Source organism: Streptomyces sp. NPDC046716 (assembly GCF_040645755.1).
Lineage (GTDB): Bacteria > Actinomycetota > Actinomycetes > Streptomycetales > Streptomycetaceae > Streptomyces.
Genome location: NZ_JBEYYU010000008.1, coordinates 153,048 through 167,618 on the forward strand (window position 1 = coordinate 153,048; position 14,571 = coordinate 167,618).

The following is a 14,571-nucleotide window of genomic DNA, read 5'->3' on the forward strand; positions in this document are numbered from 1 at the left end:
GCAACTGGCCTGCACACCGGGGCTGTACAGGGGACCTGCGCTGGTCAGCGCCAGTCTAGGGGGTCGGCAGGGCGTCGGCCCCCGCGGCGGCGAGCATCCTCCGGGTCCAGTCGTGGCGGGGGCGGTCCAGGACCTCGGCGGCCGGTCCCCGCTCCACGAGTTCCCCGCGGTACATCACGGCGACGTCGTCGGCGATCTGCCGGACCACGCCGAGGTCGTGGGTGATGAACAGCACCGCGAACCCTTCCGTGCGGCGCAGATCGGCCAGCAGGTTGAGAAGTTGGGCCTGCACCGACACGTCGAGCGCGGCGACGGCCTCGTCGCAGATCAGCAGCTCCGGACGGACGGCCAACGCCCTTGCCACGGCGACGCGTTGGCGCTCGCCGCCGGAGAGCACGCCCGGTCTGCGGCCGGCGTAGTGGCCGGGCAGCCCGACCTGGGTGAGGAGTTCGGCGACGAGGGCGGCGGCCTGTGCGGAGCGGGCGCGCCGGCCGGTCGCGTCCAGCCGGCCGGCGGCGGACAGCGCCTCGCGCAGGGTCGCGCCGACGGTGCGCAGCGGGTTGAGGGAGGAGTACGGGTCCTGGAACACGATCTGCGTCCGGGCGGCCAGCGCGGCCCGTTCCGCGCCCGCCGGACGGCGGCCCGCGGTCAGCGGGACGCCGCCGACCTCGACGCTGCCCGCGGAGAAGGTCTCCAGGCCGACGGCGATCCTGGCCAGGGTGGTCTTGCCGGATCCGGACTCGCCGACCAGGGCGGTGACGCGGCCGCGCGCCACGGTCAGGGACACGTCGCGTACGGCGGTGTGCCGCTGCGGGCCCGAGCCGAAGACGCGGTGCACGCCCTCCAGCCGCAGGGCGGGGGTGTCCTCGGCGCGTGGGCCGGTGGGCCTGTCCGGGGCGGCCGTGGCGGGCGGGCGGGGCGTGCCGGGCCCGTCGCCGAGTTCGGCGGCGCGGACGCAGGCGCTCTGGCGAACACCGGGCTCCTCGGGCCGCAGCCGCGCCGGGGTCGTACGGCAGACGGGGGCCGCGTGGGCGCAGCGGTCGGCGAAGGGGCAGCCGGGCCCGCGGCCGTCGGGAGCGGGCACGGAGCCGGGGATCACGGGCAGCCGCTCGTAGCGCCGCCGGACGGACGGCTCGGCGAGCAACAGACCCCGGGTGTAGGGGTGCCGGGGGTTCGCGCCGAGTTCGGCGGACCGGCCCTGTTCCAGGACTGCGCCCGCGTACAGGACGTAGACGCGGTCGCAGGAGGAGAAGGCGACCCGCAGGTCGTGGGTGATGAGCACGAGGCCCATGCCCCGGTCGCGCTGGAGGCCGCGCAGCAGGTCGAGGACGGCCTGCTGGTTGGCGGCGTCGAGGGCGGTGGTGGGTTCGTCGGCGATGAGCAGTTCGGGGTCGCCGGCCAGGGCGGCCGCGGCGGCGACGCGCTGGCGCATGCCGCCGGACAGCTCGTGCGGATAGCGGTCGGCGGTCTCGGGGCCGAGGCCCACCTCGGCCAGGCGGGCGGCGACCTCGGCGCGCCGGGCCGCGTTCCGGGCCCGGCGTCCGGTCGCGGCGGCGAGGGCCGGCAGGTCGGGGCGGAGCCCGTCGGCGATCTGCCGGCCGCAGGTCAGCTGCGGGTGGAGCATCGTGAACGGGTCCTGCATGAGGAGGGTGACGCGGCGGCCGCGCAGCGCGTGCCGGGCCCGCTCGGGGAGGTTCAGGACCTCGTCGCCGCCCAGCCGTACGCTGCCGCCCGCGACGGCGGTGCCCTCGGGCAGCAGGCCCACCACGGCGCGGGTGGTGAGGGATTTGCCGCTGCCGGACTCGCCGACGACGGCGACGCTCTCGCCGGGCCCGACCCGCAGGTCGACGCCGTCGAGGAGGGTGACGGCGTCGCCGGTGGCGATGACCCGCAGGCCGCGGACGTCGAGCAGCGGACGTCCCTCGGCGGCGGTGGTCCGGCCGGGGTCCGTCGCCTCGGACGGCTGAGACATCAGGACCTCCGGTCGGAGAAGATTTCGAAGAGCCGGTCGCCGAGCAGGTTGAGCACCACGGCGGAGACGACGATCGCGAGTGCGGGGGCGAGGGCGGCGGACGGGTTGTCGTAGAGCAGCGTGCGGTTCTCGGCGAGCATGCGGCCCCAGTCCGGGGCGCCGGGCGGCACGCCCAGACCGAGGAAGGACAGGGACGACAGGGCGACGATGGCGCCGGCGAAGTTCAGCATGGTGTTGGCGACGACCACCGGCAGCACGTTGGGCCAGATGTGCCGGACCATCACGGCGGTGCGGGAGAGGCCGAGGGTCTCGGCGGCCTCCACGTACGCGCGGTGGCGCTGTTCCAGCACGGCGGACCGGACGAGGCGGACGTCGCCCGGCGAGGTCAGCACCACCAGGACGGCGACGGCCAGCGGATAGCCTCCGCCGCCGATGCCCGCCACGACCAGGGTGACGAGGAGCGCGGGCAGGGCGAGGAGCAGATCGGCCCAGCGGCGTACGAGGACGTCGGTGAGGCCGCCGAGATAGCCGGCGGTCAGGCCGAGGACATTGCCGATGACCATGGATCCGAGGGCGACGAGGGCGGCTCCGGCGAGCGTGGAGCGGGCGCCCGCGACGACCATCTGCGCGATGTCGCGGCCGAGTTCGTCGGTGCCGAGCGGGTGCGCGCCGTCCGGCATGGCGGCGCCGGTCAGCAGGTCCTGCGCCGCGTAGTCGGGGAAGATCCACTGCCCGGCGATCGCGGCGACGGCGAGGAGCAGGGCGATCGCCGTGCACACGGCGGTGAGCGGCGCGGGCCGGCGGCGCCGTCGACGGGCGAGGGGCCGGGGGGCTTCGGTGAGCGTGTCGGTGGTCATGCCTGCCTCTTCGCGCGGCGGGGCGCCGTCGGTGCGGGGCGCAGCCGCGGGTCGGCCAACGGGTGGAGGAGATCGGTGGCGAGGTTGGCCAGGCAGATCAGCGCGGCGATCAGCAGCGCCTCGGCCTGGACGACCGGCACGTCCCGGAACGTCACCGACGACACGAGCAGTTGTCCGAGGCCCGGCAGGGCGTAGACCTGCTCGACCATCACGGTGCCCGCCAGCAGATAGGCGAGGACCAGGCCGATGCCGGTGGTGACGGGCACGACGGTGCCGCGCAGGACGTAGCGGGTGAGCACGGTGCGGGTGGGGACGCCGCGGGCGCGCGCGAAGGTGACGTGCTCGCGGTCGAGTTCGCGGATCACAGCGGCCCGGGTCAGTTTGAGGAGCACGCCGGTGACGGCGAGTCCCAGGGTGACGGCGGGCAGGACGAGGTGGAGCAGCCGGTCGCCCGGGCCGCCGTCGCCGGTGCCGTAGGCGGGGAACCAGCCGAGCAGCAGGGAGAACACGTAGATGAGGACGAGGCCCCCGGCGAACGCGGGGGTGGACAGGGCGACGACACCCAGGCTCTGCGCCACCCGGTCGCTGGTGCGGCGGGCGCGCAGTCCGGCGAGGACCCCGAGCGGAAGTCCGACGAGGAGCGCCACGGCGAAGCCCAGCAGGACGAGTTGGACGGTGAGCGCGAGCCGGTCGCCGAGCACGGCGGTGACGTCGGCGCCGGTGCGGATGGAGACCCCGAGGTCGCCGCGGACGGCGTCGAGCAGCCAGTGTCCGTACTGCGCGGCCAGCGGTTCGTCGAGCCGGTACCGGGCGCGTACGGCGGCCAGCGCGTCCGGGGTGGCGCCGCGGGCGCCGAGCAGGGTGCGGGCCGGGTCGCCGGGCGCGAGCCGCACCAGGGCGAAGACGGCGACGGACAGCACGGCGAGCAGCGCGGCGGTCCCGGCGGTCCGGCGTGCGACGTAGCGCCAGGGCAGCGCCGTGCCGAGCCGGTCGCGCAGCCGGGGCGCGGGCACGGGCCTGCCGTCGAACGGCGCGCCGGTGGCGGGGAGTTCTGCGGTCACGGGGTCCGGTCCTTCGCGGGGTGTGCGGCGTCCTCGCCGACGACGCGGCGGGCGAGCCAGGCCTCGGCGCGGGCCGCTGCGTCGAGGAGGTGCGCGGGGTCGGTGAACTCGTGGCCCTCGCCGGGGTAGACGTGCAGTTCCACCGGGGCCGTGCCGCCCCGGCTCCAGGCCCGGTACAGCTCGTGGGCCTGGGAGACCGGGGTCACCCGGTCGCGTTCGCCGTGCAGCACCAGGACGGGGGTGCCGGGCGCCGGGCGGAAGACGGGTGAGCGGTCGACGAGCGCGGCGCGGCCCTCGGGGGTGCGGGCGTCGCCGATGCCGTAGGTGTGCTCGTAGCCGCCGCCGATGTTCGAGGTGTGGGCGAAGCTGAGCCAGTCGGTCGGCGCGGAGACCACGACGGCGGCGCGGAAGGCGCCGCTGCGGGCGGCCTCCGCGGCGAGGTATCCGCCGTAGCTGTGGCCGAGCACGGCGGCCCTGCCGGGTGCGGCCTCGCCGGACTCCACGGCGGCGGTGACGCCGGTGAGCAGGTCGTCGAGGTCGCCGCGGCCGAAGTCGCCGACGACGCGGCGGGCGTGGTCGAGTCCGTAGCCGCTGCTGCCGCGCACGTTGGGCAGCAGCACCAGCCAGCCCGCGGCGGCGAGCGCGGGGGCGAGTCCGAGGACGTCGCCGGGCGCGAATCCGGCGGACCACTGCCAGGACGGGCCGCCGTGCACCAGTACGGCGAGGGGGCGGGGACCCGGCCGTTCGGCGCCCGGAGCCGGGGCGCCGGGCGCGTCGAGCAGCAGGCCGTGCACGGGGTGGCCGTCGGTCGCGGTCCAGGAGGTCTCGCGGGTGCGGACGGGGGCGAGTGCGGTGCGGGCCGCGTCCGGGTCGAGCGCGGTGACGGGGCGCCAGGACCAGGCGTCGGGACCGGTGGTGGCCGCCACGACGGCCCGCGGCGGGCGGCCGGGGGCGTCGAGGACGGTCGCGGCGAGGGAGCCGTCGGCGCTGAGGGCGAGCGCGGGCTGGAAGGACGGCCCGCCGAGCACCGCCTGTTCCCGCCAGACGGTCGTGACCTCGGCGCCGCCGTCGGCGGCGGGATCGAGGCGTACGCGTGCGATCCGGCTTCCGGTGCCCGCCCAGCCCGCGAGCAGCAGCCGGTCCGGGTCGTGCGGGTCGGGCAGCAGCCAGGTGGCGTCCTCGGCGGCGGTGGGGCGGGTGACGGTGCCGTCGGCGAGGTCCACGAGGACGGGCCGGCCGGCGACGATGGAGATGCCCTCGACGACGACGGCGCGCCGGCCGTCCGGGGTCAGGGCGGGGGCGGCCAACTGGCCCTGGGGTGCGTAGAGGGTGCGGGTGCCGCCGTCGGTGAGGTCGATGTGGACGAGTCGGCCCTGGTAGTAGCCGCTCGGCAGGTTCTCCTCGGAGACGGTGGCGACGGCGCGGGCGCCGCCGCGCCAGGCGACGTTCCACACGGTGAGGCCGGGCGGGCCCGCCTCGCGCAGCACGACGGTCTCCGGGTGCTCGGGCAGCGTGCCGTGCAGCAGGCGGCGGCGTCCGGCGTCGGGCCGGAAGGACTCGGGGGCGGGCTCCCGGCCCAGCCGGACCGGGAGGCCGAGGTGCATGCCGTCGCGCTCGGCGCCGTCGTCGGCGACCAGGAGCAGCACCTCTCCGCCGCCGTCGGCGACGAGCAGGTCCTCGGCCTCCCCGGGGAGCGGAGCGAGCGTCGTCGTACGGCCGTCGGCGGTGTCCCAGAGGGTCAGCGCGGGCAGCGCGGTGGTGTCGGGCCCGGGCTCGGTGACGAGCAGCAGGGTGCGGGAGCCGGGCAGCCAGCGCGGTAGTCGTCCGGCGAGGGTGCAGCCCGTCGCGCGCCCGTCCGGGTCCACGAGGTGGACGCGGGTTCCCCCGGGTCCGGCGACGGTCACCGCGACCAGCCGTCCGTCGGGGCTGGGCCGCGCCTCCAGTGGATGGTCGAGGTCGAGGACCGCTTCCAGGACGCTCCGCGCCGTGGCGGCCGCGGGCCGTTCGCGGACGGGAGAGGGGGCGGGGCGGGGCATGCTCGGTCCGTTCGTGGTGCCGGGAGGGGTGCGTGTGCCGGGCGCGGGAGGGGGTGAGGGGTGCACCCGGCACACGCGGTCGGTGGGGACCGTCCGGTCAGGCGGTCTTCTTGACGCGGGCCGCCCAGGGGCCGACGAGGGCGAACGCCCCGGGCTCCTCCAGGACGTAGTCCTTGGCGAGGGCCGTGGCGGTCTGCGCCCACCACAGCGGCAGATAGGGCAGGTCGGCCGCCGCGTCCTGGAGCGCGCCGAGGAGCAGGCGGCCGCGCTCGGCCTTGGCCGTCTCGGCCTTGGCGCGGGCGAGCGCGTCGTCGACGTCGGGATTCTTGTAGTGCGGCAGGTTCGTGGCCGAGGCCGCGCTCGCGAGGTACGAGTCCGTCAGCTCGGCAGGATCACCGGTCACCGGGAAGTACCAGAGGAACTGGAGCGGCTTCTTGCCGGGCACGAGGTCGGCGATCCACTGCTCCAGGGTGACCTCCTTGACCTTGAGCGTGATGCCCAGTTCCTTGAGCGCGTCGGCGAGGGCGAGGGCCGCCTTGCCGAGCTGCGGGCCGCTGTTGGGGTACGAGAGGTCGAGGCTGAAGCCGTCCTTGTGCCGCGACTTGGCCAGCTCAGCCTTGGCGGCCTCGATGCTGTGGTCGAAGGCGGGCAGCGCCGCGTAGCCGCGCTTGACCTTGCCCTCGTCGAGCAGGTCACCCCACATCTGCGGGGACACGAGCGTGGAGGCGACCTCGGCCTTGCCGTGCAGGATGCCGCGGACCATGCCGGACCGGTCGGCGGCGTACGCGAACGCGCGGCGCACGTGCACGTCGTCGAAGGGCGCCGTGGCCGTGTCGAAGGCCAGCGCGACGACGGAACGGTCGCCGGTGTAGGTGACCTCGGCCGTGGACTCCCAGCTGCGGGCCTCGTCGGAGGGCAGGTTCAGGGCGCCGTCGACGGAGCCGGACTTCATGGCGACGAGGCGGGTGCCCGCGTCGGGGACGAACGACAGCTTCAGTGTCCGCACCGACGGGGTGTCGCCCCACCAGGCGGCGTTGCGCTCCAGCTGGACGTGGTCGTCGGGCACGAACGACGTCACCTTGTAGGCGCCGGTGCCGAGGAGAAGGGTCTTGGCGGTGCCGACCCTGCCCTTGTTCTTCGCCAGGAACGCCTTGCTGCTGACGAGCAGGGTGCCGGGCGTCGGGGTCCAGGCGAACGCGGCGTCCGCCGCCTTGAGCCCGATCGTGATCTCGCGGTCGCCGGTGGCCTTCACGGAGGCCACGTTCGCCCAGGCGTAGGCGAGGGCGCTGCCCTCGGCGCGGGCGGCGTCGATGGAGGCGATGACGTCGTCGGCGGTGACCTCGGCGCCGTCGGAGAACGTGGCGCCGGACCGCAGCGTGTACACGTACGTCTTGGCGTCGGGCTGCTTCCAGGACTCGGCGAGCGCCGGTTCCAGTTCACCGGTGGGGCTCACCGAGAGCAGGGACTCCTGGACGAGCGCGGCCACCAGGTAGTTGAGGATGCCGGCCTCACGGCTGATGTCGAGGCTGGACAGCGACGAGGGCAGCGCCAGGGTGAGCTTCTCGACCGGCGTGTCCGTGCCCCGGGCGGCGGTCCCGCCGGCGCCGCCGTCCCTGCGTTGCGGCGAGCACGCGGAGATGACCATGGACGCGGCGAGCACGCCCGCGCCCGCTCCTGTCATCCGCAGCACACCACGCCTGCTGAACCGTTCGCCGACCTCGGAGTTCACCGTGCCCACCCATCGCCCATGACCCGAGCGTCCACTGTTCGAGCCCATCTGGGCGTGGACGGTATACGCAGGGCTTGGAGGATGTCAAAGGTCGACTTATCGGCCGCCCACCGTGAAGCGGAACGCCAGCCGGGTCCGCCCCGCGGGCAGGCCGAAGCCGAGACGGAGCAGGAACACCGTGTCGGGGGCGCCCTCGTGGTCGGTGGTGGCCAGCTCCTCGATGAGTGCGGTGCAGCCGTCGGGCAGGACCAGCCGGGCCTGCGCGGCGGCGCCCCGCCAGGTGACGTGATCCGCGAGCGGCTCGGGGCGCAGCCTGCTGACGAATACCTCCTCCACCGGCATCGGCCGCTCGGCCTCCACCTCGTCGACGAGCAGCAGTTCCCCGCTCTCGCGACGCCAGGCGAAGCCGCGGCGCAGGGCTGTCAGGCCGGGCACCTCGTAGGCCCGGGTGAGGTCGAGGGTCACGTCGACACCGTCGTCGTGGAGTTGATGGTGCACCAGGCGCGCGGCGCGGTCGCCACCGGCGGACTGTTCGCGGGAGTCGACGCGCGGGACGGAGTGCCCGCGGGAGGAGGTGTGCAGGTAGGTGTAGCGCGTGGCGTCGTCGAAGTACCCCTTGCGGTACTCGCCGCCGCCCAGATCGGCGAGGAGGACCTCGCCGTGGGCGGCCAGGACGAACTGGCCGAGATCGTTGTGGTTGTGGGGCTCGCCGTTGTGACCGCCCTTGGCAGCGAACGCGACGTGGGCGCCCCGGTCGATCGTCCAGGCCAGCTCGGGGAGGTGGGTGGTGGCGGGCGCGGGGTCGGGGGCGGGGTCGGGCTCCGGCGCGCCCCAGCGCAGGGTGCGGGAGATGTCGCCCCAGTCCCGGGCCGCGAGGACGCCGGTCTCGACGGCCTCGGCGGGGACCCGCACACCGAGCCTGCGCGCCAGCAGGCCCGCGAGCCCGGCGGGCACCCGGGGGCGTTCGGCCGCGTCCGAGAAGGCGGGGAAGAGCCCGCCGCCCAGGTGCACCGCCGAGGGGAAGCGGGCGACGGCCGCCACCTTGGGGTGCGCCAGCAGATCCTCACCGGTCGCCGCCCTCAACTCCTCCGCGAAATAGACGAAGTTCGCGAAGCCGAAGACCCAGTAGTCCACGCCCTCCGCGCAGCCGCCGTCGTCGCCGAAGCCGCTGAGATAGGTGAGCTGGGCGGCGCGGCAGCGGTCGACGACGCGGGTCAGGCGCGGTCCGGGCGACCACAGGGCCAGGGCCGCGAGCCCGGCGGCGCCGCCGCACACGGCGGCCCAGTTGTGCGCCCAGTCCTCCCACACCAGCGGCCGGTCGTCGTCGGCGAGGAGGGAGAGCACCCGGTGGTCCACCTGGTCGCGGACGCGGGCGGCGACCCGTGGATCGAGCCGCTCGCCGCAGAGCCGCACGGTCTCGGCGAGGAGATGCGCGGTGAGCGCGGCGAACAGGTCGAGGCACCGGTCCATGCCCCGGTCCAGACGTGTCGCGTGCATCTCGTGGGCGGGCAGGGCCCAGGTGTACTCGTCGCAGACGGACCACAACGCGTCGGCGAGGGCGTCGAGCGGCGCCGTCTCGTCGATCAGCGCCTCGGCGGCCAGCGCGGTCACGTGGGCGCGACGCCCGAAGTACCGTTCCTCGTACGCCAGTCGGTCGCCGTCGTCGTCGAAACGGCGGTACGCGGAGAACGGCAGATCGGGCAGGGGCGTACTCCGTGCGGCGTCGGCCGCCGCACGGATGTGGGCCCGCAGTTCCCTCAACCACGCCGTGTCAGGCGGCTGTTGAGCGGCGGGCAAGGGGTCCGAAGGTGTGGGAGGCATCCCGGCTCCTCTCTCGTACGGCGGGACCGGCCGGCCGTGCCCGGTCCGCGAGGGACAGCATGACGCGGCAGTTGCGCCACACGACGAACAGAGTGCAACCGGGCAGCACCGCGAGGCCCATCAACGGCGCCTGGTTGACGAGCAGCAGGGACACCGCCGCCAGGACCAGGTTCAGCAGGGTGAGCAGCGGGTAGCGGAGCGCGGCGTACGGCGCCAGCAGGAAGAGCCGCCGCTCCACGGCCCCTCCCCCGGCCACGCGCGCGAGCGCGACCGGCCAGGCGACGGCCGCCACCACCGCGACCACCACGGCCGTCGGTACGACGGCCGCGCCCAGCACGGAGGTTCGCAGGGTCACGACGTCGGTCACGGCCGCGATCAGGAGGAGCACGAAGGGCGCCGAGACCAGCACCGCCCGCCGGAACAGCCGTCGGTAGGCCCGTGCGAACAGCCGGACCGGCGCCTGGGTGTCCGCGTCGGCCGACGACGCGTCGAGATACGCGTACGCGGCGGCGACGGACGGGCCCGGCAGCACCAGCAGCAGCACTCCGAACAGGAGCGGATGGCGCCAGGGCTGGTGGGTCAGCTGGAGGGCTGCCAGCAGCGGCAGGTTGGCCACCGCCATGCCCAGATTGACGACCAGGACGCGGTGGACGTGCGACCAGATCAACTCCCATGAGCCGTATGCCACGTTGAGACGCGATCGGCGGGCCGCACCCGGCTGTGTCGATGCCATGCCGTCAGCCCTTCACACCCGTGGTCGCGATGCCCCGGACGAAGTAGCGCTGGCCGAGCAGGAACACCGCCAGGACCGGTATCACGGAGAGCACCGAACCCGTCATGATCATCGCCGACTCGGCGTCGTACTGCCCGATGAAGGCCCGCAGCCCCAACTGCACGGTCCACAGGCGGTTGTCCGTGAGGTAGATGAACGGGCCCATGTAGTCGTTCCAGGTGTTCACGAACGTCAGCAGCGCGAGGCTGGCGAGGGCCGGCTTGGACAGCGGCAGCACGATCCGCGCCCAGATGCCGTACTCGGTGAGGCCGTCGAGCCGCGCCGCCTCGCTGATCTCGTCCGGGATCGTCAGATAGAACTGCCGCATCAGGAAGACGCCGAACGCGCCGAACGCCTGCAACAGGATCAGCGACGCGTACGAGTTCACCAGGCCCAGCTTCTGCATGATCACGTACTGCGGCACCATGTACGCCTGCCACGGCACCGCGATCGTCGCGATGTAGCCGGTGAAGAGCAGATCCCGGCCGGGGAAGCGCATCTTGGCGAAGCCGTACGCGGCGAAGCTGCCGGTGAGCACCTGGAGGAACGTGATCACGATGCTGAGGAAGAACGAGTTGCCGAGATAGGCGGCGAACGGGACCCGGGTCCAAATGCTGCTGAAATTGCTCCACTTGAACTCGTCGGGGATCCACTGGATCGGCACCGTGAACACGTCGCGGTCGTCCTTGACCGACGAGACGAGCATCCAGATGAACGGCAGCAGCACGGCCACCGCCACCACGGCGAGCAGCACGTACAGCGCGACCTGCGCGGCGATCGCGGTCGCGCCACGACGGTCCGGGCGCGGCGCGGGGACGGGAGCCGGTCCCGCGGGCGCGGCGACGTCCTTGTCCAGCACGGTGGCGTTCAACGCTCGCTCCTTCGCTGCAGCTGGAACTGGATCACCGTGATCACCAGGCAGATCAGGAACAGCGCCAGGGAGACCGCCGAGGCGTAGCCGAACCGGCCCTGGGTGATGCCCTCACGGAAGATCAGCTGGGACAGGACGAGGGTGGACCGGCCCGGGCCGCCCTCGGTCATGACCTGCACCAGGTCGAAGACCTTGAAGCTGGAGACCGTGATCATGACGGTGACGAAGAAGGTGGTGGGCCGCAGCCCCGGCAGGGTGACGTGCCAGAACCGCTGCCAGGCGTTCGCGCCGTCCATCCGGGCCGCTTCGTACAGCTCGGCCGGGACGGTCTGCAGCCCGGCCAGGAACAGCACCATGTAGTAGCCCATGTCCCGCCAGACGCTGGCGAGGATCAGCGCGGGCATCGCCCAGTCCGGGTCGCTGGTCCAGCCCGGCGGGTCGTCGATGCCCAGGAAGTTCAGGAACTGGTTGACCGGCCCCGCCTCGGGGCTCAGCAGCATGTTCCACACCACGGCGACGGCGACGAGCGAGGTGATGTACGGGAAGAAGAAGGCGGTCCGCAGGACGCGCACACCGCGCAGCTTCTGGTTGAGCAGTACGGCGAGGCCCAGCGAGACCACGAGGGTGAGGGGGATGTGACCGGCCGCGTAGTAGAAGGTGTTCTGCAGCGCGGTCCAGAAGTTCGAGTCGTTCCACAGCCGCTGGAAGTTGCCCAGGCCCACCCACTCGGGGGTGGCGTAGGAGTCCCAGTCGGTGAAGGAGATCGCGAGCGCGCCGAGCACCGGTACGAGGGTGAGGGCGGCGAACCCCAGGAAGTTGGGGAGGATGAACGACCAGCCGATGAGGGCGGTGCGGCGCCGCCGGCGCTTCGCGGCGGCCCGGTGGGCCGCGGAAGCGCCGGAGGACGCGTGCTCGACGGTGGGGGCACTCACTGGACTTCGTCCTTCACACGCTGGTCCATCTCCTTGATGCCCGCGTCGACCGACTTCTCGCCGCTCATGATCATCTCGTGCTCCTCCTTGAGGATCTGGTCGACGTCGGAGGACTTGTCGCTGACCGGCATCTCCAGCTGCACCGTGGTCGGCTTCATCGCCGTGCGGGACAGGTCGTCGTCCGGCATGCCGTCGACGGAGAAGAAGGTGTCGAGGACCTTGTCGCTGGTGTAGGCGGGCGTGACGCCGATCTTCGCGACGGCGGCGGCGCCCTCGGGACCCGACGCCCAGGTGACGAACTTCTTGGCGGCGTCCGCGTTCTTGGCCTTCTTGTTGACGGCGAACGCGGTCGGCGATCCGAAGGTGACGGTCTTGCCGCTGCTCTTGATCTGCGGCATCGGCGCCATGCCCCACTTGATGTCGTTCTTGCCCTGCTGCGCCTCGGCGAGCAGCGCGGCCGCCCACCAGGAACCCATCGGGACCATCGCGGCCTTGCCGGTGGTCAGCTGCGAGTCGTAGGTGATCTGGTTGCTGGAGGCGGTGGCGAAGGGCAGCGTCGCCTTCGACTTCTGCAGGTCGAGGGCCATGTCGTACTGGTCCTTGAAGAACGCGTAGTCGCCGCCGAGCTGGTCGCCGCCGGTCTGCGCGGAGGAGATCGCCTGGACGACGGAGCGCCAGGTGTGCAGGTAGGTGCCGTAGACCTTGTCGGAGCCGGATCCCTTGGTGAACCTCTTGGCCAGCTTCGCGTAGTCGTCCCAGGTCAGCTTGGACATGTCGGTGTCGCCGACCATGGCCTTGTTGTAGAAGAGGACCCAGAAGTCGGAGCGGTAGGGCAGCGCGTAGTACTTGCCCTTGAGGTCGTAGTCGTCGAGACCCGAGTACGACGCCTTGTCCAGCTTGGCCGCCTCGTCGGTCAGCGGCAGGAGCTGGCCGCGGGTGGCGTAGCGGGCGTAGTCGGTGACGTTCTTCATCGTCAGGATGTCGGTGGTGTCGCCGCCCGCCAGCATCGTGGTGATCTTGTCCGGGTAGTTGTCGGCGAGGATGTCGACCGGCTGTACGTCGATGGTCGGGTTCTCCGCCTCGAAGCCGTCGATCAGGGCCTTGAACTCGGGCGTGGTCTTGTAGTTCCACAGCGCGATCTTCACGACGGTCTTGCCGTCGGACGACGTGGAGCTTTCCTGGCCGCTGGCGTCGCAGGCGGTCGCGGTGAGGGCCGCGGCGACGACCAGCGGCGCGATGCGGGCAAGGTTCTTCTTCGGCTTCATGACGGCGGCTCTCCTTTGAGCTCACGGATGGAGCGGTTGAGGACGGGAGGTGCGGGGGGCGGCAGGTTCAGGCGCTCAGGCCCAGGGCCCAGCTCTCGGCGGTGATCTCGGCCCGCAGCGGCTTGCGGGCGACCCAGCGGGCGAGTTCGTCGAGGACGTGATCGGTCAGCCGGCCGATCTCGGTGCCCAGGGATCCGGCGATGTGCGGCGTGATCATCACGCGGGCGAGGCTGCGCAGCGGTGAGTCGGCGGGCAGCGGTTCGGGATCGGTGACGTCGAGGATCGCGAAGAGCCTGCGGTCGGCGCACTCCGCGGCCAGCGCCGCGGCGTCGACGAGCGAGCCGCGCGCGGTGTTGATGACGGTGGCGAAGTCCGGGAGCAGGCGCAGCTGTTCGGCGCCGATGAGGTGATGCGTCTCGGCCGTCTCCGGAGCGTGCACGGACAGGACGTGGACGCGCGGCAGCATCTCCTCCAGCGGCACGAGGGTCGCACCGGCCCTGGCCACCTCGTCCGGGTCCGCGTACGGGTCGGCGACCAGACAGGTGGTGCCGCGCAGCACCTGGAGCAGTTCGACGACCTGCCGGCCGATCCGGGAGAAGCCCACGATGCCGACGGTCCGCCGGAAGTTGGACAGGTCGCCGTAGCCGCTGACCGAGCCCCAGCCCCCGTACGCGCGCTGCTCGTCGGCGGCGAGGAACGGTGCCTTCTTCCCGGCGAAGATGATCGCGGCCAGGGTGTATTCGGCCACCGGGACGGCGTTGGCGTCGGCGGCGCTGGTCACCCGGATCCCGCGCCGCCACACCTCCTGGCCGACCAGGTCGCGCACACTGCCGGCGCCGTGCAGCACGGCGCGCAGCCGGGGTGCCGCCGCGAGCCGCTGCGGGGTGAGGGCGGGGGCGCCCCAGGACGTGAGCAGCACCTCGGCGCGGGCCAGGCGTTCGCGTGACCGGGCGCTGTCGAGGTCGTCGGTCCAGCAGGGCTCGTCGAGGGTCACCAGGTCGGCGAGGCGGCGCAGCCGGTCCCGGTCGAAGTGGGCCTCGAAGCTGGACCTGCTCATCACGACCAGAGCGCGGGCCTTGGTCTGCATGCGGTGCGGGCTCCTCTGCCTCCGGGCGCCCGCTCACACAGCGGGTGCCATCCGTGTTTCCGGCGAGTTCCAGCCAGAAGACGCTGAGTCAGAGATAGTGGTCGCCCATACAGACCCACCAGAGCTCGACCACATACGTAACGACCTGAACAGACTCGAACATCGCGC

The 14,571-nt window shown here is 73.1% G+C and carries 11 protein-coding genes; all 11 read right to left on the minus strand.

From position 1 onward, the window contains the following. Positions 1 to 55 precede the first annotated feature (55 nt). Positions 56 to 1,972, minus strand: a complete 1,917-nt coding sequence (locus tag ABZ930_RS08940; protein ID WP_361543822.1) for an ABC transporter ATP-binding protein — start codon at positions 1,970 to 1,972, stop codon at positions 56 to 58. Beyond that, entirely contained in the window at positions 1,972 to 2,829 is an 858-nt protein-coding gene (locus tag ABZ930_RS08945; protein ID WP_361543825.1) for an ABC transporter permease, read from the minus strand. Before ABZ930_RS08945 ends, ABZ930_RS08940 begins: the two co-directional genes overlap by 1 nt. Beyond that, on the minus strand, positions 2,826 to 3,890 hold the full coding sequence (locus tag ABZ930_RS08950; protein ID WP_361543827.1) for an ABC transporter permease: 1,065 nt from the start codon (positions 3,888 to 3,890) through the stop codon (positions 2,826 to 2,828). The genes ABZ930_RS08945 and ABZ930_RS08950 overlap by 4 nt, the downstream gene beginning before the upstream one ends. Then, positions 3,887 to 5,926, minus strand: coding sequence for a prolyl oligopeptidase family serine peptidase (locus ABZ930_RS08955; protein WP_361543829.1), 2,040 nt, complete (start codon positions 5,924 to 5,926; stop codon positions 3,887 to 3,889). The genes ABZ930_RS08950 and ABZ930_RS08955 overlap by 4 nt, the downstream gene beginning before the upstream one ends. 97 nt (positions 5,927 to 6,023) lie before the next feature. Next, on the minus strand, positions 6,024 to 7,655 hold the full coding sequence (locus ABZ930_RS08960) for an ABC transporter substrate-binding protein (protein ID WP_361543832.1): 1,632 nt from the start codon (positions 7,653 to 7,655) through the stop codon (positions 6,024 to 6,026). Positions 7,656 to 7,751: 96 nt separating this feature from the next. Then, entirely contained in the window at positions 7,752 to 9,416 is a 1,665-nt protein-coding gene (locus ABZ930_RS08965; RefSeq protein WP_361543835.1) for a heparinase II/III family protein, read from the minus strand. Between the two features lie 10 nt (positions 9,417 to 9,426). Beyond that, entirely contained in the window at positions 9,427 to 10,164 is a 738-nt protein-coding gene (locus tag ABZ930_RS08970) for a hypothetical protein (RefSeq protein ID WP_361543838.1), read from the minus strand. A gap of 49 nt (positions 10,165 to 10,213) precedes the next feature. Beyond that, on the minus strand, positions 10,214 to 11,119 hold the full coding sequence (locus ABZ930_RS08975) for a carbohydrate ABC transporter permease (RefSeq protein WP_361543841.1): 906 nt from the start codon (positions 11,117 to 11,119) through the stop codon (positions 10,214 to 10,216). Beyond that, positions 11,116 to 12,051, minus strand: a complete 936-nt coding sequence (locus ABZ930_RS08980; protein ID WP_361543844.1) for a sugar ABC transporter permease — start codon at positions 12,049 to 12,051, stop codon at positions 11,116 to 11,118. Before ABZ930_RS08980 ends, ABZ930_RS08975 begins: the two co-directional genes overlap by 4 nt. Further along, on the minus strand, positions 12,048 to 13,316 hold the full coding sequence (locus ABZ930_RS08985) for an extracellular solute-binding protein (protein ID WP_361543847.1): 1,269 nt from the start codon (positions 13,314 to 13,316) through the stop codon (positions 12,048 to 12,050). The genes ABZ930_RS08980 and ABZ930_RS08985 overlap by 4 nt, the downstream gene beginning before the upstream one ends. A 67-nt stretch (positions 13,317 to 13,383) precedes the next feature. Continuing rightward, entirely contained in the window at positions 13,384 to 14,403 is a 1,020-nt protein-coding gene (locus ABZ930_RS08990) for a hydroxyacid dehydrogenase (RefSeq protein ID WP_361543850.1), read from the minus strand. Positions 14,404 to 14,571: the final 168 nt, after the last annotated feature.